This is a genomic window from Streptomyces exfoliatus (genome assembly GCF_000725545.1).
In the GTDB taxonomy this organism is placed as follows: Bacteria; Actinomycetota; Actinomycetes; order Streptomycetales; family Streptomycetaceae; genus Streptomyces; species Streptomyces exfoliatus.
On sequence record NZ_JNZP01000038.1, the window covers coordinates 1 to 22343 of the forward strand.

General features: G+C 73.0%; 17 protein-coding genes and 1 pseudogene. 8 read left to right on the forward strand and 10 right to left on the reverse strand.

Annotated elements, in window-relative coordinates; translation table 11 throughout:
• Positions 1-1750 (forward strand): annotated as a pseudogene (locus IO20_RS0131230) (serine protease); the annotation flags it as partial.
• A gap of 31 nt (positions 1751-1781) precedes the next feature.
• Positions 1782-2747, forward strand: a complete 966-nt coding sequence (locus tag IO20_RS0131235; protein ID WP_030550909.1) for a bifunctional riboflavin kinase/FAD synthetase — start codon at positions 1782-1784, stop codon at positions 2745-2747.
• 26 nt (positions 2748-2773) lie between these two features.
• On the opposite strand, the gene IO20_RS0131240 is transcribed toward IO20_RS0131235, so the two are convergent.
• Entirely contained in the window at positions 2774-4045 is a 1272-nt protein-coding gene (locus tag IO20_RS0131240) for a cytochrome P450 (protein WP_051874511.1), read from the reverse strand.
• Positions 4046-4223: 178 nt separating this feature from the next.
• Here IO20_RS0131240 and IO20_RS0131245 point away from each other — a divergent pair, with 178 nt between their 5' ends.
• On the forward strand, positions 4224-5357 hold the full coding sequence (locus IO20_RS0131245) for a type III polyketide synthase (RefSeq protein WP_030550905.1): 1134 nt from the start codon (positions 4224-4226) through the stop codon (positions 5355-5357).
• A gap of 72 nt (positions 5358-5429) precedes the next feature.
• The gene (locus IO20_RS0131250; RefSeq protein ID WP_030550903.1) at positions 5430-6395 is read left to right on the forward strand and encodes a hypothetical protein; all 966 of its coding nucleotides are present in this window, start codon (positions 5430-5432) and stop codon (positions 6393-6395) included.
• 11 nt (positions 6396-6406) lie between these two features.
• On the opposite strand, the gene IO20_RS0131255 is transcribed toward IO20_RS0131250, so the two are convergent.
• The 8 genes from IO20_RS0131255 to eccE form a co-directional block, all read right to left on the reverse strand.
• Positions 6407-7408 carry an ABC transporter ATP-binding protein gene (locus IO20_RS0131255; RefSeq protein ID WP_030550901.1) on the reverse strand — a complete coding sequence of 334 codons (1002 nt, stop codon included), beginning with the start codon at positions 7406-7408 and terminating at the stop codon, positions 6407-6409.
• Positions 7405-8496, reverse strand: a complete 1092-nt coding sequence (locus tag IO20_RS0131260; RefSeq protein ID WP_397787694.1) for an ABC transporter ATP-binding protein — start codon at positions 8494-8496, stop codon at positions 7405-7407. The genes IO20_RS0131255 and IO20_RS0131260 overlap by 4 nt, the downstream gene beginning before the upstream one ends.
• Positions 8385-9299: an ABC transporter permease gene (locus IO20_RS0131265; protein WP_030550897.1), complete on the reverse strand. Its 915-nt coding sequence runs from the start codon at positions 9297-9299 to the stop codon at positions 8385-8387. Before IO20_RS0131265 ends, IO20_RS0131260 begins: the two co-directional genes overlap by 112 nt.
• Positions 9296-10357: an ABC transporter permease gene (locus tag IO20_RS0131270; protein WP_030550895.1), complete on the reverse strand. Its 1062-nt coding sequence runs from the start codon at positions 10355-10357 to the stop codon at positions 9296-9298. The genes IO20_RS0131265 and IO20_RS0131270 overlap by 4 nt, the downstream gene beginning before the upstream one ends.
• 4 nt (positions 10358-10361) lie before the next feature.
• Complete coding sequence (locus tag IO20_RS0131275) at positions 10362-12203, reverse strand: ABC transporter substrate-binding protein (RefSeq protein ID WP_030550893.1); 1842 nt, start codon at positions 12201-12203, stop codon at positions 10362-10364.
• 192 nt (positions 12204-12395) lie between these two features.
• Positions 12396-15647: an SCO5717 family growth-regulating ATPase gene (locus IO20_RS0131280; protein ID WP_030550891.1), complete on the reverse strand. Its 3252-nt coding sequence runs from the start codon at positions 15645-15647 to the stop codon at positions 12396-12398.
• Positions 15648-15876: 229 nt separating this feature from the next.
• Positions 15877-16701 carry a hypothetical protein gene (locus IO20_RS0131285; protein WP_030550889.1) on the reverse strand — a complete coding sequence of 275 codons (825 nt, stop codon included), beginning with the start codon at positions 16699-16701 and terminating at the stop codon, positions 15877-15879.
• Positions 16701-18002, reverse strand: a complete 1302-nt coding sequence (gene eccE, locus IO20_RS0131290; RefSeq protein WP_030550888.1) for a type VII secretion protein EccE — start codon at positions 18000-18002, stop codon at positions 16701-16703. Before eccE ends, IO20_RS0131285 begins: the two co-directional genes overlap by 1 nt.
• Positions 18003-18190: 188 nt before the next feature.
• Here eccE and eccB point away from each other — a divergent pair, with 188 nt between their 5' ends.
• From eccB to IO20_RS0131310, 4 genes are all read left to right on the forward strand, one after another.
• Positions 18191-19741 (forward strand): type VII secretion protein EccB, encoded by a 1551-nt coding sequence (gene eccB, locus IO20_RS0131295; RefSeq protein WP_030550886.1) that lies wholly within the window; start codon positions 18191-18193, stop codon positions 19739-19741.
• A gap of 12 nt (positions 19742-19753) precedes the next feature.
• Positions 19754-21037: a type VII secretion-associated serine protease mycosin gene (mycP, locus tag IO20_RS0131300; RefSeq protein ID WP_106978600.1), complete on the forward strand. Its 1284-nt coding sequence runs from the start codon at positions 19754-19756 to the stop codon at positions 21035-21037.
• A gap of 190 nt (positions 21038-21227) precedes the next feature.
• Complete coding sequence (locus IO20_RS0131305) at positions 21228-21560, forward strand: WXG100 family type VII secretion target (protein ID WP_030550882.1); 333 nt, start codon at positions 21228-21230, stop codon at positions 21558-21560.
• Positions 21561-21613: 53 nt separating this feature from the next.
• The gene (locus tag IO20_RS0131310; protein WP_030206635.1) at positions 21614-21904 is read left to right on the forward strand and encodes a WXG100 family type VII secretion target; all 291 of its coding nucleotides are present in this window, start codon (positions 21614-21616) and stop codon (positions 21902-21904) included.
• Between the two features lie 68 nt (positions 21905-21972).
• On the opposite strand, the gene IO20_RS0131315 is transcribed toward IO20_RS0131310, so the two are convergent.
• Positions 21973-22266, reverse strand: a complete 294-nt coding sequence (locus tag IO20_RS0131315) for a DUF397 domain-containing protein (protein ID WP_078946024.1) — start codon at positions 22264-22266, stop codon at positions 21973-21975.
• Between the last annotated feature and the right edge of the window lie 77 nt (positions 22267-22343).

A 22343-nucleotide genomic window follows, 5' to 3' on the forward strand; every position in this document is an offset into this window, starting at 1 on the left:
GCTCGGCCCCATCCCCCCGGCCTTCCCCTCGGCCCCTCCCTCCGCGCCGGTTCCCCGGCAGCGCACCGCCGAGGACCCGCTCCCGTCCGGCCGCCCGCCCGTCCCGCGCCACCGCATCGGCCCCGTGCTCCAGGCACTCCTGCTGCTCCACCGCGAACGCGGCCCGGCGGCCCTCGCCCCTCACCTCACCGCACTCGCCGAGGCCCTCGCCCGCTTCGCGGACGCGGACCCCGAAGGACCGCCCGCCGGTGACGGGCCCTGGTGGGCCGCCAGACTGTTCGGGGAGAGCCTGCGGCGGCTGCCCGACCCCCGGCCGTATCTGCCCGCCCTGCGGCTGCTCGCCGACCTGATCGGGGTCCGCCCCGGGCGGCACGCCGTGTTCGCCCCGTTCGGGCCGGAATTCTGGCTGGGGCTCCCGCTCGGTGAGGACGAGCGGATCGACCTGCTGCGACGGCTCGTGCCCGCCGACCCGCCGCCCGGCCCCGAATGCGTCGGCGAGCGGGGTCTCGACGCCGTCGCCGGGATGCTCGCCGCCGACCCCCGGGGCGTCCAGCCCCTCCTCTGCCGCTGGTTCGGCGACGACCGCTCCCTCCCCTCCGCCCCGCACGCGACCGTCGCCACCGCCGCCCAGGCCCTGCTGCACACCCACCGGGCGCTCGCCGTCGACGACCTGTGCGAGGCGCTCGTCGCCACCGCCCACCCGCTCGCCGACGGTCTCCTCGCCGCCCTGGCCGAGGACGAGCCCGCCGCCCTCTGCCGGGCCGTCGACCGCTGGGCCCACGACGACGGGCGCCCGGATCGCCGCGTCGCCGCCGCCGCGTACGGACATCTGGTCGCCGGCCGCGCCGCCACCTCCGCCGACCGCGAACTCCTCCGCTACGCCGCCCTCGCCCTGCTCGCCCGCCCGGGCGACCAGGCCCTCCACGGCGCCGCCCTCGGCCTCCTGATCCGCGACCCGCACACCCGGGCCCGGCATCTGCCCCGCGCCCTCGCCGAGCCGCGGGTGCCCGCCGACGCGCTCGCCGAGGCCCTCGCGGCCGATCCCGGGCCGGTGCTCGCCGCCTTCCGGGCCCGGCTGCACGGCACCGGCGAGGCTCCGGCCGCCGCCCTCCGCGCCCTCGCAGAGGTCGACACGCCCGCCCTCGCGCGCCGGATCGCCGTGCTCGTCCGCGACTACGTGGCCCGCCACCCCGAGGGCGCGGGACACGCCGCCGACTTCGTCGACCGGCGGTTCGAGGAGGGACCGGCGGCCAGGGCCGTGCTCTTCCCCCTGGTCACCGGGCTGATCCGCGGCCGCCCCGCCATGGTCCGCCGCGCCCTCGCCCCCGTCCTCGCCGCCCCCGGCACCGGAGCCTCCCGCCATCTGCGGGCCGAACTGCTCGACGTACTCCTCGAACACGAGCGGTACGAGGCCGAGGCGGGCGAGTTCACCGTCCTGGAGGCCCTCCTGAGGGCCGCGGCCGAGGGCGCCGAACTCCGCAGCGAGCCGCGCACCAGGGAGCTCACCCACCGGGCCGGCGGCCTGTGGGCCCGTACACCGGAAGGCGCGGGGCAGCTCGACCCGGTCCTCGCGGGACTCGCCCGCGCGCGGCCCGCGTTCGCCGTGCTGCTCGCCCGCTGGACGGTCGCGGCCCCCGCCGACTGGGTCCCGCTGCTCGGCCCCGAGTCACTCCAGGCGCTGCGGAGCCACGGCACTTCCATGCCGATGCGAACCGACGGCCGTGGGCATGGCAGTCTTAGACCTGCGTAATCGGCGAACAGGCGGACGAGGAGCGGTCACAGTGCAGCGCTGGCGTGGCTTGGAGGACATCCCCCAGGACTGGGGGCGCAGCGTCGTCACCATCGGCTCCTACGACGGGGTGCACCGCGGGCACCAGCTGATCATCGGGCGGGCCGTGGAGCGCGCCCGGGAGCTGGGCGTGCCGGCCGTCGTCGTGACCTTCGACCCGCACCCCTCCGAGGTCGTGCGGCCCGGCAGCCATCCGCCGCTGCTCGCCCCGCACCACCGGCGCGCCGAGCTGATGGCCGACCTCGGGGTCGACGCCGTGCTCGTCCTGCCGTTCACCGCCGAGTTCTCCCAGCTGTCCCCGGCCGACTTCATCGTCAAGGTGCTCGTCGACAAGCTGCACGCGAAGGCCGTCATCGAGGGCCCCAACTTCCGCTTCGGGCACCGGGCCGCCGGGAACGTCGCCTACCTGTCCGAGCTGGGCGCCACCTACGACTACGAGGTCGAGGTCATCGACCTGTACGTCTGCGGCGAGGCGGGCGGCGGCGAGCCCTTCTCCTCCACCCTCACCCGCCGGCTGGTCGCCGAGGGCGACATGGCGGGGGCCGCCGAGGTCCTCGGCCGCCCGCACCGGGTCGAGGGCATCGTGGTCCGCGGCGCGCAGCGCGGCCGCGAGCTCGGCTTCCCGACGGCCAACGTCGAGACCCTGCCGCACACGGCGATCCCGGCGGACGGCGTCTACGCGGGCTGGCTGACGGCCGCGGGCGAGCGGATGCCGGCGGCCATCTCGGTCGGCACGAACCCGCAGTTCGACGGCACGGAGCGGACGGTGGAGGCGTACGCCATCGACCGCGAGGGGCTCGACCTGTACGGGCTGCACGTGGCCGTGGACTTCCTGGAGTACGTGCGCGGGATGCTCAAGTTCGACACCCTGGACGACCTTCTCCTGGCGATGGCGGGCGACGTGAAGCGCTGCCGGGAGCTGACCGAGGCGTACGACCGGGAGCACACGGGGGCCTGAGCCGGCCCCCGCCCGCCCCGTACCGCTCACCAGGTGACGAAGAGCTCCTTCGGACCGCGGATCAGCCCCTTCGACTGCCACACCACGTCCTCGGGGCCGTCCGCCAGCCGCAGCCCCGGATAGCGGCTCAGCAGCGTCGACAGCATCACCTCCGACTCCATCCGGGTGAGCATCGCGCCCATGCAGTGGTGCGGCCCGTGCCCGAAGGAGACGTGCCCGGTGCCCTCGCGGTCGAAGTCGAGGGTGTGCGGGTCCTCGAAGACCTCCGGATCCCGGTTGGCCGCCAGGTAGGAGGCGTACACCGCCTCACCCGCCCGGATGCGCACCCCGCCGATCTCGACGTCCTCCGTGGCGATCCGGGGCAGCCCCACGCCGTTGCGGTGCGGGATCCAGCGCAGCAGCTCGTCCACGGCCTGCGGGATCAGCTCCGGCTCCGCGCGCAGCCGGTCCGCGAGCTCCGGACGGGTGAGCAGGACGTAGACCATGTTGGCGCTGTTGTTCCGCACCGCGTGGGCGCCGCTGATCAGGACGGCCATGGCCAGCGAGACGGCCTCGTCCACGTCGATCCTGCCGTCCGCGAGGGACTCGGCGAGCACCCCCGCCAGATCGTCCCGTGGCTCGGCCAGCCGCCGGTCGAGCAGGCGGGTGATGTAGCCGTGGATCTGCGCCTTGGCCGCCCGGCTGCTCTCCGGCCCCGGCCCGGACGACAGGATGAGGTCGGGCCAGGAGGCCAGCTCCGCGCGGTCCTCCTCCGGGATGCCGAGCAGGTCGCACACCACCGCCATCGGCAGCGGCCCGTGCAGGTGCTTCACCAGGTCGGCGGGTCGGCCCGCCGCCTCCATCGCGTCCAGGAGCCGGTCGGTGGTCGCCTGGGCCGCCGGGCGCAGCCGCTTGGTGTTCTGCCCGGTGAAGGCCTTGGTGACGGCTTTGCGCAGCTGGGTGTGGTACGGCGGATCGGCGTAGTTGAGGGCGGCCTTCGAGGCCACCATGTGCCCGGTCATCTTCGTGACCTGGCGGTCGAGGAGGGCCGTCCGGCTGAACCTGGGGTCGGAGGTCACCGCGCGCACGTCCTCGTACCGCGTCACCAGCCAGGCCTCGTTGGCCGCGGCGAACGGCAGCCGGATGCGGGCGACGGGCTCCTTGTCGAGGAGCTCGGTGAGCAGCGGGTCGAAGGTGAGGGCCGGAAGGTCGTCGACGGCCCAGTCACGGACGGGCGGCGGGGCGGCCGGGGGCTCGGGGGCCGTACCGGGGGGCGCCGTTCTCGCGGAGGGCGCTTCGGAGGTCGTCTCGGAGGTCATGTGGTGCCTGTTCCCGGCGACGGACGGCGGCGATACGCCGAGCGCCGACAGCCCCCTGAACGGAGCACCCCGCCGATCACCCTGCGTGGCCATCCGGTCGCGCTCGCGGTTGCGGGCTCGCGATCACCGGGCGAGTGTGGGCCGCAGTTCACGCGAACGAGACGAAGGAGCGAGTGTCGTGGTGACTTTGTGCAAGCCCGCTGTGTCCGTGCCCGAGCACGTGATCACGATGGAGGAGACCCTCGACCTCGCCCGCTCACACCATGAGGGGCATCCCCAACTGGCCCTGGCGCTACGCCTGATCGGCAACACCGGGGTGACCAGGAGGCACATCGTCCAGCCCATCGAGGAGACCCTGAAGCACCCGGGATTCGAGGAACGCAACATCCGCTACGAGGCCGAGGCCAAGGCCCGGGTCCCGGCGGTCGTCCGGGAGGCGCTGGACAACGCGGCGCTGCGTCCCGCGGACATCGACATGATCGTCTACGTGTCGTGCACGGGCTTCATGATGCCCTCGCTCACCGCCTGGATGATCAACACCATGGGCTTCCCCAGCCACACCCGCCAGGTCCCCATCGCGCAGCTCGGCTGCGCCGCCGGCGGAGCGGCGATCAACCGCGCGCACGACTTCTGCACCGCGTACCCCGACGCCAACGTCCTCATCGTGGCCTGCGAGTTCTGCTCGCTCTGCTACCAGCCCACCGACCTCGGCGTCGGCTCGCTGCTCTCCAACGGCCTGTTCGGCGACGCCGTCGCCGCCGCCGTGGTGCGCGGCCGGGGCGGCACCGGCATCGGTCTGGAGCGCAACAGCTCCCACCTCGTGCCCGACACCGAGGACTGGATCGCCTACAGCGTCCGCGCCACCGGATTCCACTTCCTGCTCGACAAGCGGGTGCCCGGGACGATGGAGCCGCTGGCCCCCGCGCTCCGCGAGGTCGCGGGAGCGCACGGATGGGACGCCGGGGAACTGGACTTCTACATCATCCACGCGGGTGGCCCCCGCATCCTCGACGACCTGAGCCGCTTCCTGGAAGTGCCCCCGGAGGCCTTCCGCTTCAGCCGCGCCACGCTGACGGAGTACGGCAACATCGCCAGCGCCGTCGTCCTGGACGCCGTCCGCCGGCTCTTCGAGGAGGGCGGGCAGGCCGAGGGCGCGCGGGGCATCCTCGCCGGGTTCGGCCCCGGCATCACCGCCGAGATGTGCCTCGGACGGTGGACGAACGCCCCGGTCTCGCCCGAGCCGAGCCTCGGCACCCGCCGCATCGTGGGCTACTCGCCGCCGTTCCGCCCGGCCCGTACGCCCGCCGCCTGAGCGTCGGCCGCCGAGCCGTTCCTCCCGACGTCACCCCCCATCGCACCGCACCGTCCAGCAGAGGAGAGCAGAATGTCCGCCACGCCACCCTCCCGTTCCCGGAAGCGCCCACGAGCCCTGCGCGGCCCCGCCGCGATCACCGCGCTGCTCGCCGGCGCCGCCGCGGCCTCGCTCGCCGGCGCGCCCGCCGAGGCGTCCGCGCCGCGCGCGGTCCGGGTGCCCATGCACCAGTGCTGGGTGAACGGGGTCTCCGCCCCGCCCGGCGACGTCGTGAGCGGCACCAAGGGTGACGACCACATCTTCTGCGACAGCGACCTGGAGAACGTCACCGTGTGGGGCGGCGACGGCAACGACATGATCGAGGTGCGCGGCCTGGTCATCGACTCGGCCGTGATGGGCGGCGAGGGCGACGACGTCATCCGCGCCAAGCACCTCGTGCCGCAGAACGCCTCCAGCATGGTCCGGGGCAACCGCGGGAACGACGTGATCAAGGTCGCCACCGTCTCCGGCGACGGAGCGGCGCGCGGCGCGGTCGTCCACGGCGACGACGGCGACGACAAGATCACCACCGGCTCGGTCACGGGCGCCCCCGGCAAGTTCAACCGGGGTGGCGGCATCGTCACCGGCAACGACGGCGCCGACACCATCAAGGTCGGGACGATCGACTTCTCCGGCCGGGTCCTCGGCGGCAGCGAGGCGGACATCATCGAGGCGAAGGCGCTCGGCCCCGAGTCCGGCGGGCTCATCCAGTCGGGCCCCGGCGACGACAGGATCAGCGGCCCCGACGGCGCGCTCCTCATCGTCGGGGAGCACTGGGGGTCGGTGGACGCCGGCGTCGGTACGGACACCTGCACCGTGAAGTCGGTGTCCACCCGGACGTCCATCAGCTCCTGCGAGGTGATGCCGAAGGCGGCGCCGCCCGCGGACGGGGCGGCGAAGCCCGCCGGAAAGCCGTCGAAGCCGGAGGGCAACCCCGCGAAGCCGGAGGGCAAGCCGGCGAATCCCGAGGGCAAGCCGGCGCACCCCGCCGCGCGCTGAGCCCGACGGGTTCAGACCACCGCCTCCCGCGTCACCCAGTGGCAGGCCACCGCCCGGGCCCCGCTGCCGCCGAGAACCGGCAGGTTCTCGCCGCGGCAGCGGTCCGCGACCGCCGCGGCCTCGCCCGAGGCGAGGACCTGGCAGCGGGCGTGGAAGCGGCACCCGGACGGGATGCGTGACGGGTCCGGGGGCTCCCCGGTGAGCACCACCGGGGAGCCCCCGGACTCCGGAAGTACCGACAACAGCGCCCGGGTGTAAGGGTGTTGGGGGCTGGTCAGTACGGACTCCACCGTGCCGGTCTCCACCACCCGGCCGAGGTACATCACCGCCACCCGGTCCGCGATGTTCCACGCGAGCCCCAGGTCGTGCGTCACCACCAGCGCGGACAGGCCGAGTTCGTCCCGCAGGCGCAGCAGCAGCGCCAGGATCTCGCCCCGAACGGACGCGTCGAGGGAGGCCACCGGCTCGTCGGCGACGATGAGTTCGGGCTCCAGGACCAGCGCCCCCGCGATGACCACCCGCTGCCGCTGCCCGCCGGACAGCTCGTGCGGATAGCGCAGGAAGAAGCGCTCGGGGGGCCGCAGTCCGGCCCGCGCGAGGGCCCCGGCGACGGCCTCCCGCTCGTCGGTCCCCGTTCGGTGGACCCCGTGGATCCGCAGTCCCTCCGCCACCGCGTCGTACACGGTGTGCCGGGGGTTCAGCGAACCGCTCGGGTCCTGGAGGACCAGCTGCGCCCGCTTCCGGTAGGCCTTGAGGGCCCCGGAGGAGTACCCGAGCGGCTGCCCGTCGAAGGCGACCGTGCCCGACGTGGGTCTGACCAGGCCGAGCAGCGAGCGCGCGAGCGTCGTCTTGCCGCAGCCCGACTCCCCGACGAGCGCCACGATCTCGCCCGCGCCGATGTCGAGGTCCACCCCGTCGACCGCGCGCGCGGTGGCCGCGCCCCGCCGCCCGGGGAAGGTGACGTGCAGCCCGCGCGCCGACAGCAGCGGCCCCGTCGTCGTCTCCGTACTCATGACGTACTCCCCACGTGCACGCAGGCGGCCCGGTGACCCGCACGCGCCTCCCGCAGTTCCTGGTCGTGCTCCCCGCAGGCGTCGATCGCCACCGCGCAGCGCGGACGGAAGGTGCAGCCTCCGGGCAGGTCCGCCGGATCCGGCGGGTCGCCCGGTAGTCCCCGCGGCGCCCGCCGGGACGCGAGGTCCCCGACGCGCGGGAACGCCGAGGAGAGCGCCCGCCCGTAGGGGTGCACGGCGGCCCCGTACACCGCTCGCGCCGGCCCCTCCTCGACGACCCGGCCCGCGTACATCACGGCGAGCCGGTCGCAGGTGTCGGCGAGGACCGCGAGGTCGTGGCTGATCATCAGGAGACTGATGGACTGCTCGGCGACGAGCCGCTCGATCAGCCGCAGGATCTGCGCCTGGATCATCACGTCGAGCGCCGTCGTCGGCTCGTCCGCGACGATCAGCCGGGGATCGCAGGCGAGGGCCATCGCGATCATCACCCGCTGCCGCTGCCCGCCGGACAGCTCGTGCGGGTAGGCGGCCGCCCGCGCGGCGGGCAGGCCGACGTGTTCGAGCAGCTCCCCGGTGCGCCGGCGGGCCGCCGCGGGGGTCGCGCGGCCGTGGACGAGCAGCGGCTCGGCGATCTGGTCCCCGATCCGGTGCACCGCGTTGAGCGAGTGCATCGCGCCCTGGAAGACGATCGAGGCACCCGCCCAGCGCACGGCCCGGAGCTGTCCCCACCGCATGGCGAGGACGTCGTCGCCGTCGAGCAGGATCCGGCCCTCTATCCGCGCCGAGGCCGGAAGCAGCCGCAGCAGCGCGAGCGCCAGCGTGGACTTGCCGCAGCCGGACTCGCCCGCCACGCCGAGCTTGCTGCCCGCCTCCAGGGTCAGGTCGACCCCGCGCACGGCGGGCACGGCGCTCGCGCCCGACCCGTACGTCACGCGCAGACCGCGTACCTCCAGGAGGCTCCGCGCATGCGTCGTGTTCATCGACCCACCCCCAGCTTCGGGTTGAGCACGGACTCGACGGCCCGGCCGCAGAGCGTGAAGGCGAGGGCGACCAGAGCGATGGCGATGCCCGGCGGGGCCAGGTACCACCAGTGCCCGGAGGAGACCGCACCCGCCTCGCGGGCGTCCTGGAGCATCCCGCCCCAGGAGACGACCGTCGGATCTCCGAGCCCGAGGAAGGCGAGGGTCGCCTCGGTGAGGATGGCGGTGGAGATGCCGAGCGTCGTCTGCGCGAGGACCAGCGGCATCACGTTGGGCAGCACGTGCCGGCTCATGACGTGCCGGTGGCCGCCGCCGAGCGCCGTCGCCCGTTCGATGTACGGGCGGGACTCGACCGCGATGGTCTGGGCCCGGACCAGACGGGCGGTGGTCGGCCAGGACGTCACGCCGATCGCCAGGACCACCGTCCACATCGACCGGGACATGACGGTGGCGAGCACGATCGCCAGGACCAGGGTGGGCATCACCAGGAACCAGTCGGTGATCCGCATGACGACGGTCGAGAACCAGCCGCCGTAGTGCCCGGCGATGATGCCCACGAGGGTGCCGATGGCGACCGAGAGGGCCGCCGCGAGCAGCCCGACGATCAGCGAGATCCGCGCCCCCCAGATCAGCAGGCCGAGCAGCGAGCGCCCGAACTGGTCGGTTCCGAGAGGGAATTCGGCGCTCGGCGACTCCAGGGCCGTGCCGGGGGCCTGCGTCACCGACTGCACGTCGGCGCCGACGAGCAGCGGGGCGGTGAGGGCGAGCAGGGCGATCAGGGCCAGCGCGGCGAGGCCGAAGAGCCCGGCGCGGTGCGTGCGGTACGCCTTCCAGAAGCGGGCCACCGTGCTCCGGCGGCGTTCCCAGGTCAGTGACGACGCCGACGCGGGCGTCGGTTTCGTGGAGGTCATCGGCCCACCCGGGGGTCGAGCAGCGGATAGAGCAGGTCGGCGATCAGGTTCATCAGGATCATCGCTCCGGCGAAGACCACGAAGAGGCCCTGGACCAGGGGCAGGTCGGGCACGCTGAGCGCCTGGTAGAACAGCCCGCCGAGCCCCGGCCAGGAGAACACCGTCTCCACCAGGATCGAACCGGCTGCCACATGGCCCAGATTGATGAAGATCATCGTGACGGTCGGCAGGAGCGCGTTCGGTACGGCGTGCCGACGGCGCACCGCGTCGTCGCGCAGGCCCTTCGCCCGCGCCGTCGTCAGGTAGTCGCCCCCCATCTCGTCGAGGAGCGAGGAGCGCATCACGAGCAGGGTCTGGGCGTATCCGACGGCCACGAGCGTGACGACGGGCAGCACCAGGTGGTGGGCCACGTCGAGGACGTACGCGAGTCCCGTCTCGCCCGTGCCCGACTCCATGCCGCCGGTCGGGAAGAGCCCGGGGATCGGCCCCATGCCCACGGAGAACACGATGATCAGCAGCAGTCCGAGCCAGAACGACGGCACCGACCACAGGGTCAGCGCGAGGCCGGTGTTCAGTCTGTCGCCGAGACCTCCGTGGCGCCAGGCCGAGCGGGTACCGAGCCAGAGCCCGAGCGCCGAGTAGATCACCACGGCGACCCCGGTGAGCAGCAGGGTCGCGGGCAGCTTCTCCGCGATCAGCTCCCCGACCGGGGCACGGAACTGGAACGAGGTGCCGAGGTCACCGCTCAGCGCCTTGGCGCAGTAGTCGGTGAACTGCTGCCACAGCGGCAGGTCGAGGCCGAACTGACGCCGGAGCGTCGCGAGTTGTTCGGCGGAGGTGGGCACGCCGTGCGTCATCGCCTTCACCGGGTCACCGGGGATGATCCGGAAGAGGAAGAAGCTGGTGACGAGAACGGCGAACAGCGAGACGAGCGCGCCGCCCAGCTTCCCCGCCGCGTGGCGGAGATAGCCGAGGGAGGAACCGGTGCGGGGTGCGCCGTCCGTGACGCGGGCCTTCTCGGCCCGCGCCACGTCGGCGGGAGTGCTTGCCGTCGTCACGTTCCTACTCGCGGTCGTCGGCGGTGGAGCGGCGGCGGCGGGCGGCCCAGAGGCCCACGCCGAGGAGCACGATCGCGGCGGGGCCGACGACGAGCCAGAGACCGGCCGAGGAGGAGCTCTCCTTCTCCCCGGCGGCCGAGGCCGTGGGCACGGCCGACCACCAGCTCCAGTAGCCGTCCTGTCCCCACAGGTTGCCGGCGGCCTCCGGCATGGTCGTGATGGACGCGATCTGGTCCGTGCGGTACGCCTCCAGGGCGTTCGGGTAGGCCATGATGTTCATGTACCCCGTGTCGTACAGCCGGGACTGCATCCGCTTCACCAGATCCGCCCGCTTGGCGGCGTCGTACTCCACCGCCTGCCGCGCGTAGAGCCCGTCGAACTCCTTGTCGCAGATGAAGTTGTCGGTGGCGCCGGTGTCCTTCGGGGTGGCCGGGAGCGTCCCGCAGGTGTGGATGGAGAGGACGTAGTCCGGGTCGGGGTTCACGGACCAGCCGTCGAAGGCGAGGTCGTAGTCGCCCTTGACCCACGGGTCAGAGACGCTGTCGAGGCATTCGACCTTCAGACCGATGCCGAGCTTGCCCCACCACTCCGTGAGGTACTTGCCGACCGCCTTGTCGTTCGGGTCGGTGGCGTGGCAGAGGATCCGGAAGTCCAGCGGCTTCCCGTCCTTGCCGACGCGCTTCCCCTCGGCGTTCTTCCGGTACCCGGCCGCGTCGAGGACCTTCTCCGCCGCGGCGGGGTCGTACGCCCGCTTCTGTCCGTCCGCCGGCTTCCAGAAGTACGAGCCGAAGCGCGGCGGGATGTAGCCCTCGCCCTCGACGGCGTGGCCCTGGAAGACCTTGTCGACCAGGGCCGTCCGGTCGACCGCGAGGAAGAGGGCCTTGCGCACGGCCGGGTCGAGCAGTGCCTTGTGCCCGTTGCCGAAGGTCTTGCCGTCCTGCGCCTTCGCGCCCGGGTTGGTGGCGAGGGCGTAGAAGCGGCGGCCGGGCGCGTCGTTGACCTTGATGTTCTTCTGCGTCTTGAGGGCGTCGGCCTGGGCGGGCGTCAGGTTCGGTACGAAGGACACCTCGCCCTTCTGGAGGGCGGCGACGGCGGCGTCCCCGTCCTTGTAGTACTTGAAGACCAGCTCGTCGAACTTCGGCGCGCCCCGCCAGAACGTCTTGTTCGGCTTGAGCTTGATGTACTGGTCGACCTTGTAGTCCGTGATGACGAACGGGCCGTTGCCCACGATGGGGAACTGCTTGTCGTTGTTGAACTTCGAGAAGTCGCCGACCTTCTCCCAGACGTGCTTCGGCACGATCGGCACGTCGAGCGCCGCCATCGTCGCCTGCGGCTTCTTCAGCTGGATGACGAGCGTCCGCGGGTCGGGAGCGGTGACCTTCGCGAAGTTGGCCGTGAAGCTGCCGTTGGCGGTGGCGGCGTTCGGGTCGGTCATCATCTTGTTGAAGGTCCAGGCCGCGTCCTCCGCGGTGGCCTGCTTCCCGTCGGACCAGGTCGAGTCCTCGCGGATCGTGTACGTCCAGGTCAGCTTGTCCGGCGAGGGGGTCCACGCGGTCGCCAGGCCCGGGATCGGGCGGGCGTCCTTCGCGTCGTAGTTGGTGAGGTACTCGTACGCCAGCCGGTGGATGCTGGTCGAGGTGAGCTTCTGCGCGAGGAACGGGCTCAACGAGTCGATGCTCTGCGACACGGCGACGGTGAGCGTCTTCGGGGCGGCGGACTTGTCGTCCTCAGCGGCGGCGGTCCCGGGGGCGGCCACGAGCGAGACGGCGGTGACACCGGAGGCGAGCAGCAGGCGGAGTGCTCTGTGGGCGGCGGGGGCGGGACGGGGTGGAGCCTTCGTGACCATGACCATGGGACGTGACCTCGCGTCGGGGGATCTGTCGTGGATCTTGGGCTGACGATGGGTGAAGCGAAGGTTTATCAGCGGTGGTCTGCCGTCGTCAACGATCCGTCAAACCCCTTGTGGGCTGCGGGAATGCCAAGAGGCCCCGTACCGGGGTACCGGTACGGGGCCTCATTGGTCTACTCCTGTGACGCCTTACTGCTGAGGGGCTGGCGGAGCCTGCGGAGGCTGCTCGGCATGCCACTCGGGCGGCGGGACCTGGGCCTGTCCCTGATCGTGGCCCTGACCGGGTCCCTGGCCGAACCCGGAGCCGTGGTCCTGCGGATCCGTCTGCGGGGGCAGCGGCTGACCGGGCTGCGGCTGCTGCCAGCCCTGGGGCATCCCGGGCCGGCCGGGGGGCGTCCCGTACGGCTGTCCGGGCGCGGGCTGTGCTCCGTACGGCTGACCCGGCGCGGGCTGCGCACCGTAGGGCTGACCACCGGGCATGGGCTGTCCGGGCATCGACTGACCCTGCACCGGCTGTCCCTGCGCGGGCGGTGCTCCGTACGGCTGTCCGGGCGCGGGCTGTGCTCCGTACGGCTGCCCGGGAGCCGGTGGCTGTCCGTAGGGCTGCTGCGGCGGGTACGGCTGCCCGGCGGCGGGCTGCGCCCCGTACGGCTGTCCGGGTACGGGCTGTCCGGGCGCGAACTGCCCCGGCGCGAACTGCCCCGGTACGGGCTGCCCCGGCATCGGCTGGCCGTGCACCGGCTGCCCGGGCATGGGCTGACCACCGGGCATGGGCTGTCCGGGCATCGGCTGCCCGCCCGGCATCGGCTGTCCCGGCATCTGCGGGCCGCCCGGCATGGGCGGGGCCATGTGCGGAGGCAGCGCGCCCTGGCCGTCACCCGTCCAGAGCCCCTGCGCCTGCTGCGCCCGTACGAAGTCCTCGGCCACCATCGCCGAGAGGTGGAAGTACGCCTCCCGGGTCTTCGGCCGCATCATGTCGAGGTCCACCTCGGCGCCGGCCGACAGGTGCTCGTCGAAGGGCACGACCACGACACCGCGGCAGCGGGTCTGGAAGTGCTGGACGATGTCCTCGACCTTGATCATCTTGCCGGTCTCGCGGACCCCCGAGATGACCGTGATGGAGCGCTGCACCAGATCCGCGTAGCCGTGCGCGGAGAGCCAGTCCAGCGTCGTCGAGGCGCTGGAGGCGCCGTCCACGGAGGGCGTGGAGATGATGATCAGCTGATCGGCGAGGTCGAGCACCCCGCGCATCGCGCTGTACAGCAGGCCGGTGCCCGAGTCCGTGAGGATGATCGGGTACTGCTTGCCGAGGACGTCGATCGCGCGCCGGTAGTCCTCGTCGTTGAAGGTCGTCGAGACCGCCGGGTCCACGTCGTTGGCGAGGATCTCCAGACCTGAGGGCGCCTGCGAGGTGAACCGGCGGATGTCCATGTACGAGTGGAGGTACGGGATCGCCTGCACCAGGTCGCGGATGGTCGCCCCGGTCTCGCGCCGCACCCGGCGGCCCAGCGTGCCGGCGTCCGGGTTGGCGTCGATCGCCAGGATCTTGTCCTGCCGCTCGGTCGCCAGGGTCGCGCCGAGCGCGGTGGTCGTCGTGGTCTTGCCGACACCGCCCTTGAGCGAGATGACCGCGATCCGGTAGCAGGAGAGGACCGGCGTGCGGATCAGCTCCAGCTTGCGCTGCCGCTCCGCCTCCTCCTTCTTCCCGCCCAGCTTGAAACGCGCCGCGCCACCGGGCGTCCGGCTGGACTTCGGCTTCTGCTTGTTGTTCCGCAGCAGCCGGTCGGAGGACAGCTCGACGGCCGCGTTGTACCCGAGCGGGGCGCCCGGCACGGAACGCTCGCGCTGGTCGTGCGTCACGGGCGAGGGCCACGCGGCACCGGTCCGCGGGTCGACCGGCTGATGCGGGTCCTGCGGCGGCTGCGGTGCGGAGGCCTGCGGGGGCACGGCGGCGGGGTGCGGGTAGCCGTACCCGCCGCCCGGCACCTGGGCCTGCGGAGGCACGCCACCGGGGACACCCGGCTGCTGCGGGTAGCCGTAACCGCCCTGCTGCGGAGGCGTCCCGGACTGCGGGTAGCCGTAGCCGCCCTGCGGGCCGGGAGCGGGCGCCTGAGGGGCCTGCGGAGCTTGAGGAGCCTGCGGGTAGCCGTAGGAGCCGGGTGTCTGGGCCTGAGGCTGGGGCTGGGGGTACGGCTGGGCCTGCGGCGGTACGGGGCCGGGCGCGGCGGCGGTTTCGGGCGGGGGCCAGGCGGCGGCGGGCGGCAACGGCGCGGCCTGGGGCGCCGGCTGGGCACCCTGGGCCTGCTGCGCGGGCCACTGCTGGGCGGGTGCGGGCGCGGCCGGCTGGAAGGACGGCGGCAGCGGCGGCAGCCCGGTCCCCGCACCGGACTGCGGACCGGCGGCGGGGAGGGGCCCGGGAGCGGCGCCGGGGCCGAAGCTCTGCGGCGGCGCGTCGGGGTGCGGGTAGGCGGCGGCGGGTGCCGCGGGCGCGGCGGCGGCCGGGTGGACCTCGGGGGCCGCGGGCTCGGCGGGAGCCTCGGCGGCAACCGGGGCGCCGGCGACCGCCTGTGACTCCCCTTCGGCGCCTTCGGCGGCCTCCGTGTCCCCGGTGCTCTCCGCACCGGGCCCGGTCACATCGGCCGTCGCGGCCGCTTCCGCGGCGGGCTCGGTCCGCGCCGACGCGCTGCCGTCGGCGGCGTCGGCGGCGTCTGCCGTGGAGGAGCCGTCGGCGTCGCAACCGTCGGCGTCGGCGACCGGAGTCGCGTCACCGTCCTGACGGTCCGCACCCGAGGCGGGCGCCTGACCGGCGTCGGTCGCGTCAGTCGTGTCCGTCTCGCCCGTCGTGGCATCGGGCGTCGCGGTATCGGGCGTCGCCTCCGCCTCCGCCGCACGCTCCGCGATCTCCTGCTGGAGTGCGGCGGGGGAGAAGCGCATGGTCGCGCCGCTCTCGATGTCCCCACCGCCGAAGGAGGCCCCGGAGGCGGAGGCCTCCGGCACGGCGGCCGGAGCGGGCACCGAAGCGCCCGGCAGCGGAGGCACCTCCGCACCCGGCGGAGTCGTACCGACGGAAGCAACCGGAGCCGCAGGGGCCACGGGAGCAACCGGAGCCGAGGGAGCCACAGGAGCCACGGGAGAAACCGGCGCAGCCGGCGCCGCGGGAGGCACGGCGACCTCGCCCGTCCCCGCCGGCGGAGCCCCCGCGTTCCAGCTCGGCTCGAAGCCGCTGCCCGCCGGGAGGCCCGGTACGGGGAGCGGCGTTCCGCTCGGCGGCGGGGGAGTGGCACCGCCCGCCCCCGCACCGCCCGACGCGTTCTGCGTGTACCAGGCGGGCGGGGTGTAGTCGATGGTGAACTCACCCGTCATCTCGGCGGGATCCGCGTCGGACTGATCGTCGGCGGGCGGATTCCAACCCCCGTGGATCTCGTCGCGATCGCCGTTCACTTTGCCTCCTGGTGTGGTCGAGCACCCTTGTGCCGTGGTGGGGCGGGGCCCTTCCACCCTAATCGGCGCGGGCAACCCCCGGGCAGGCCCGAAGGCCCCTCCGCGCCCCTCCCCGTGAACGGGTCAGGGGCCCAAGTGACCTGACCGCGCCACAGAGTGAAAACCCCCGCCGTTCAAAACATTGCAAAAGCGGACGTACGTGAGCGACTTCGCGCCGTTCCGTCGCCGCTCAGTCCATCCGGCGCGCGCCGCCCAACAATCCGGTCTCGGCGTCCGTCGCCTGCGTCATCACGAACTGCCGGTCGCCCGGCGTGCACCAGAGGGTCACCCCGTCCGCGAGCGTGGACAGCGCCTCGTACTCGTGGCGCGGCAGGCTCATGATGCGGCCGATCTGCGCGGCCTCGTCGGGGGAGACCCGCTGGACGCCGACGAGCGAGGACTTCTCCAGGAGCCGGGGCGCCACCGGGCTCAGATAGGGCAGCAGCGTCAGCACCGACTGCCAGGGCGCCGACACGACCCGGCCGCGCGGCGGCCGCATGCCGCAGTCGCGCACCACGACCACCGGACTGCCCGCGGACGCGCCCTGCGGCGGCACCCGCCCCACGTCGTGCAGCGAGATGCACGGCTGTCCGCCGCCCGCGGCCTGCGCGAGCGCCGTCCACGCCTGCGCGCGGCCGGTCTCGACCGCCACCCGGGCGCCGGTCGCGGCCGCCCGCAGCGCGAGCACCTGCGCGGTCCACAGCCCGCCGATGAGGGTGATGTCGTACGGGACGGGCCGGTTGATGCCGAGCACGGCCGGGCGGCTCTCGGCGTCGACGCCGATCACCATGCCGTCGTCGCCGACCGGCAGGGCCAGCGCGTCGAGCTGGTCGAGGGGCACGGAGTGCCGGTCGCGGCGCGGGCCGACGAGCCCGAAACCGAACCGGGGCCGCGCGCCCCGCCCCGTACCCCGGGCATCGCTGCCCCGAGAACCCCGCGGATCCGTACCGCGCGAGGCCGGCCTGCCGGAACGGGCCGGCGTACCGAAGGACGAAGAGGAAGCGGAGGAGGACATCAGCGCGCACCCCCCAGCGGAAGCGTCGCGAGGATGCCGGGCACCTGTTCCCTGTCGAGTCGCACCAGGCCCGTCCTCACCCCGCGTGCCGCACGCTCCAGTTCGTGCCGCGCGGTCACCAGTTCCTCGTCGCTCCGTCCGGTGATCCGTACGTGTCCGGTCACCGTCACCTCCTGCCGGTCCCCACCGCTCAGCGTCAGGCTGAACGTCGTCGCGAGCGCGGGCAGCGACGTCAGCAGGGCCACCAGCTGAGGCATCGAGGCCCCCGAGCCGCCCTGGCCGCCCAGTTGGGGCCAGCGCCCCACCCAGTACGTCGTGTGCCGCCGGTCGTCGACCCGCCAGGTCCTGGCGGTCTCCTGCGTCCGCCGCCCCTGCGCCTGTCCCCGGCCCGCCTGCGCTATCGCCATCGGGCTCGCGCAGGTGGAGGTGGCGATCGCCGAGGTCAGTTCCTGCTCCGTCAGGACGCTCGCCCGGAAACCGGCGCCCGCCAGCCGGCTCGCCAGCTGGTCCGCCGCCCGGACCACGCACTTCTGCGCACCCGCCAGGCCGCCGCCGCGCGCGGCGACCGCCTCAGGGCACAGCTCGGGGTCGAGCTTGAGCGCGATCCAGGTGATCCGTACCGCGGGCGAACCCGTCTGCGCCTGCAGCGGCCCGTAGTTGCGCGCGGCCATCGACTGCGCGGGCAGGTGCGGCGCGGGCGCCGGCTGGGTGTGCTGCACGATCTGCGCCGACTCCAGCCGGATGCCGTCCACGCTCAGCACGTCCCGGACGAGCCCCACGGGCAGCGGTCGCGACGCCCGGTCGGGACGCAGCGCCGTGCCGTCCGACTCGACCCGCAGGACGGCGGTCAGGAAGGTGCCGTCTCCGACCATGCCGACCGGCCGACGGTCCCGGTCGCTGTAGGCGTACGTCCGCAGCGCCGGGTCGCACTCCACGACCGGGGCGAATCCCGGCTCCGTGCCCTCCGGCACCGTGAACGACGACGCCCGGCGGCCGCGGGCCCGCAGCGCGAGGAAGGTGCCGAGCCACTCGGGCAGCGAGCGCCGGTGCCGTCGTACGACCGCGAGGAGCAGGAGCACCACGGCGACCACGCCCGCGGGCACCAGCAGCATCGGATCGACGACCCAGGCGACCGCGAGCAGGGCCGCCGCCACCTCGATCAGTACGAGCTGTTGCAATCGGAACGAACCGAAGTGTCCCGGACGTGCCTGAAGCCTCGGTGAGACCGAGGAGACGGGTCCCGTGGACGGGGGTTCGGAGGCGGTGGCCGCTGCGGGCCGCGTCCGCGTCGCGGAAGCCATGATGGAGAATCCCCCTCAATTCGTCCCGATCACCCTGGCCTGCCAGGGCTTTGGCGGCCGGATCACCCTACCCGCCCCACGAACACCACGGGACAGCAGGCATAGTAGGGGGCCGGTCCGACGGCCGGGGCCCGGGTGCCACTCCCCGGCTCCCGCGCGAAGATCGCGCCTGACGAGAATGGGGACTCATGGCATCGCGGCGGGACGAGCTCAACGCGTACACCTTTGCGAAGAAGCGCACGGTGGCGGCATTCCTCCAACCCTCGCCCTCCGGCACGGAGGAGGGGGCACCGAGGCCGCTGCGCGCGATCGTCCCCGGACTGATCGTCGCCGCGCTCGTCGTCGCCGGCTTCGGCGCCTGGGGCATGTTCAGCCCCCAGGCCCCCAAGGGCTGGGACGTTCCCGGCACCCGGGTGATCGTCGGCAAGCAGTCGACGACCCGGTACGTGGTCCTGGAGACCGGCAAGGGCAAGGACAAGAAGACCCTGCTCCACCCCGTCCTCAACCTCGCCTCCGCGCGCCTCCTCCTCAACCCCGACCAGTTCCAGGTCGTGCAGGTCGCGGACAAGGAGCTCGACAAGGGCAAGCCGCCGCGCGGTCCGATCCTCGGCATCCCGTACGCCCCCGACCGACTGCCCACGGCCGACGAGGCCGGCAAGCCCAAGCGCTGGGCGGTCTGCGAGCAGCCCGGCGGCGGTGCGGGCGCCGGCGTCCAGAAGGCGACCTTCCTCTTCGCCGAGCGGGACCTCGCGCGCACCGAGGGAGCCGGCCGGCTCAAGGACGGCGAGGTCCTCTACGTCAAGGGACAGAAGGGCGCCGCCCAGTTCCTCGTGGACCACACGGGCACCAAGTACCCGCTGAAGGCCGACTCCGTCGGACTGCTCACCGCCCTCGTCGGACCCGCCAAGGAGCCGCAGGCCGTCACCGACGACTGGCTCGCCACCCTGAAGACCGGTGACGAGGTGGACTTCCCGCACATCGACGGAGAGGTCGGTGCCCCCACCGAGGTTCCCGGCAGCACTCTGAACGCGACGGAGAGCCGGATCGGCATGGTCCTCCTCGCCCAGACCGGCTCCGGACCCCAGCACTACGTCGTCCTCGCCGGAAAGGTCCAGCCGGTCACCTCGTTCACCGCCTGGCTGCTCATCAGCTCCCGGCAGACCAACGTCCTCGACATGGACGGCCGTGCGACCACCGTCGACGCCTCCTCCTTCGTCCCGGACTCCACCGTCTTCCACGCCGCCGCGCGCTGGCCGCGGCTGCAGTCCAAGACGGTCAACGCCGCCACCGGCGCGGGCGCCCGCGACACCGTATGCAGCGTCCTCACCGGCGTCGACGAGAAGGGCGGGACGACCCTCACCACGTGGGCCGGCGCCGAGTACCCCGCCGACATCACCGCCGGTGGCACCAGCACGTACGTCACCCCGGGCACCGGCCTGCTCTACACGCAGACCCAGGGCAGCGGCCAGCAGACGCCCGACGGCTCGCTGTTCCTCGTCACCGACACCGGCCTGCGCTACGCCGTCCAGGCCAACGGCGACAGCGACTCCGCCCGCTCCGAGATCGGCGCGGGCGACAAGGAGCAGCCCACCGACGAACGCCCGGAACCCAGCGACGCCCAGAAGCGTCTCGGCTACGAGAAGGTCATGCCGGCCCGCGTCCCGATCGAATGGTCGGAGTTCCTGTCGAAGGGTCCCCGGCTCGACACCAACAGCGCGCGTCAGCCGCAGGGTTCCTAGGGGGTGGCACCGGTGACGACGACGTACCGCACGGCCGCGTACCGCCCTGCGGCCCACCGCGCGGCCGCCCTGCTCGCCGCTGGCACCCTCACCGCCCTCCTCGCGGCGCCCGCGGCGGCCGCCGCGCCCCGCCAGGACGGACCGGCCCTCGACGGCAGCGGCGAGTGCACCTTCCCGATGAAGAAGCAGATCGAGGGCACCCCCTGGCCGCTCCAGCGGGTCCTCCTGGACGAGCTGTGGCAGGACACCAAGGGCAAGGGCGTCCGGGTCGCCGTCATCGACACCGGAGTCGACGACGTCAACCAGCAGCTGCGGGACGCCGTCGACGCCAAGGCCGGCAAGGACTACCTGAAGCCCGACAAGAAGAACCCCGGCTTCGGCGACGAGAAGCGCGGCAAGACCGACGGCACCGTCGACGACGTCGGCCACGGCACCAAGGTCGCCGGCATCATCGCCGCCCGCCCCCGCAATGGCACCGGCTTCGTCGGCATCGCTCCCGAGGCGACGATCATCCCGATCCGGCAGAACGACGAGAAGAACAGCGGCAAGTCCGACACGATGGCCCTCGCCATCGACCACGCCGTGGCCAAGCGCGCGGACGTCATCAACATCTCGCAGGACACCACCCAGGCCCTCAAGGCCGATTCGCCCATGGGCCTCGCGATCGCCCGCGCGATCAAGGCGGGCGTCGTCGTCGTCGCCTCCGCCGGCAACGACGGCATGGACGGCAAGCTCAAGAACACCTACCCGGCGGCCTTCCCCGGCGTCCTCGCCGTCGCCTCCTCCGACCGCAACAACGAGCGCGCCGCGTTCTCCCAGTCCGGCACCTTCGTGGGCGTCGCGGCGCCCGGCGTCGACATCGTCTCCACCGTCCCCGGCGGCGGCCAGTGCGTCGACAACGGCACCAGCTTCTCCGCCCCCTACGTCGCCGGAGTCGCCGCCCTGCTCCGCGCCAAGTACCCGGAGTGGACGGTCGCGCAGATCGTCACCCGCATCCAGCAGACCGCGGTCCGCTCCGTCAACGGACGCGACAACCACGTCGGCTGGGGCGTGGTCGACCCGGTGCGGGCGCTCGCCGACACCCCCGGCACGCCGCCCTCCTCGCCCACGCCCGATCCGGGGCCGCCCAAGCCGCCGGCCCCTGAGCCGGCCCGTCTGGCGCTGTCGGAGACGCCTCAGGAGCGCTCGGAACGGCTCGCCACCTACGCGTTGGGGATCGGTGTCGTCCTGGTGGCCGTGGTCGCCGGAACCGCCACCGTGATCCGCGACACCCACCGCCGGAGGGGGGCCCGTTGACCCGCGTACCGGTCAAGTATCCGGACCCTCCTTTGCAGTTGGAACTGCCGCCGTCAATGGATAAAGTGACCGCTGGGCGCACGGCAGTGCGATCCCAGCACGGGGGCGGCATCAGAAGATTCCCGTCCGCATCACGACCGGACGGCCCGACGGCCCAGCCGTCGACGCCGCCGAAGGAAGAAGGGGCAAGATGTCGAAAGACCTGAACGTAACCAGTGCCGAACAAGTCAAGCTCGCCGGCCGGATCCAGGACTTCTCCGACGAGCTCCAGTCCCGCATCACCTCCCTCAACGGCGTGGTGGACCGCGTCCAGGCGGGCTGGCAGGGCGCTGCGAGCAAGGAGTACGACCGGGTCCAGAACGACCTGAACATGCGTCTGCGCAGCATGCGCGCCGAGCTCACCAAGCTCGAGGAGATCATGCGCATGAGCGCCGACGGGTTCACGCAGGAGGAGGAGGACCGCCTCCGGTCCTTCCGCACCATGGACAGCTCCGGCGGGCAGAGCGCCATCCTCGGCGTCTGAGCCGTCCGACCCGACCAGTCCTCCGCGCCACTCAAACTTCAGGAGTCATCATCATGACCACTGCGGTCAATTACGACACCGTGACGCAGGCGGCGGCCGACACCCGCCTCACCTCCAGCACGCTCACCCAGAAGCTCGACGACCTCATGGCCGAGGTGAACCGCGTCGCCTCCAACTGGGAGGGTGAGGCGAAGGTCGCCTACCGCGAGAGCCAGGACCGCCTGACCCGCGACATGGCCGGCATGAACCAGGACCTGGCGCGCATCGCCCAGCTCCTCGACGAGTCGGTCATGGGCTACCAGGACACCGACAAGGGCAACGCCGCCCGGTTCCGCATGATGTGAGACCGCGCAGCACGCGTGAGGGGGTGGCCCGTTCCGACGGGCCACCCCCTCACGCGTACCCGCCGGTGTCAGCGGAGGTCGAACTCGCCGTCACGGGCCCCCAGGACGAACGCGTCCCACTCGGCCTTCGTGTAGCGAAGGACCGTCTCCTTGTCGAGGGACGAACGCATCGCCACGGCCCCGTCGGGGAGCTTCGCGATCTCCACGCGCTCCTCGTCCGGGCTCGTCCCCGGGGCGCCCTCCCACTCGACGCCGGAGATGTCCAGCGCGTACAGCTCGTCCTTCTGGCGCTGCTTCTCGGCGGCCAGAGCGCTGTCCGTCGCGCTGTCGGCGCTGCTCGTGCTGGTGCCTGCGTCAGTCATCGGCGCGTTCCCTTCGCGGTGGTACGTCGGTCCCTCCCACACTAGTTGGGAGGGACCGTTCCGTTCAGCCGGAAGCG

Bases quoted from the DNA above. Each gene is read 5' to 3' on its own strand.
- IO20_RS0131240 (WP_051874511.1), bottom strand. From the start codon at position 4,045: ATGACCTCCGAGACGACCTCCGAAGCGCCCTCCGCGAGAACGGCGCCC.
- IO20_RS0131305 (WP_030550882.1), top strand. From the start codon at position 21,228: ATGTCGAAAGACCTGAACGTAACCAGTGCCGAACAAGTCAAGCTCGCC.
- IO20_RS0131275 (WP_030550893.1), bottom strand. From the start codon at position 12,203: ATGGTCACGAAGGCTCCACCCCGTCCCGCCCCCGCCGCCCACAGAGCA.
- eccE (WP_030550888.1), bottom strand. From the start codon at position 18,002: ATGGCTTCCGCGACGCGGACGCGGCCCGCAGCGGCCACCGCCTCCGAA.
- IO20_RS0131310 (WP_030206635.1), top strand. From the start codon at position 21,614: ATGACCACTGCGGTCAATTACGACACCGTGACGCAGGCGGCGGCCGAC.
- IO20_RS0131255 (WP_030550901.1), bottom strand. From the start codon at position 7,408: ATGAGTACGGAGACGACGACGGGGCCGCTGCTGTCGGCGCGCGGGCTG.
- eccB (WP_030550886.1), top strand. From the start codon at position 18,191: ATGGCATCGCGGCGGGACGAGCTCAACGCGTACACCTTTGCGAAGAAG.
- IO20_RS0131285 (WP_030550889.1), bottom strand. From the start codon at position 16,701: ATGTCCTCCTCCGCTTCCTCTTCGTCCTTCGGTACGCCGGCCCGTTCC.
- IO20_RS0131315 (WP_078946024.1), bottom strand. From the start codon at position 22,266: ATGACTGACGCAGGCACCAGCACGAGCAGCGCCGACAGCGCGACGGAC.
- IO20_RS0131265 (WP_030550897.1), bottom strand. From the start codon at position 9,299: ATGACCTCCACGAAACCGACGCCCGCGTCGGCGTCGTCACTGACCTGG.
- IO20_RS0131250 (WP_030550903.1), top strand. From the start codon at position 5,430: ATGTCCGCCACGCCACCCTCCCGTTCCCGGAAGCGCCCACGAGCCCTG.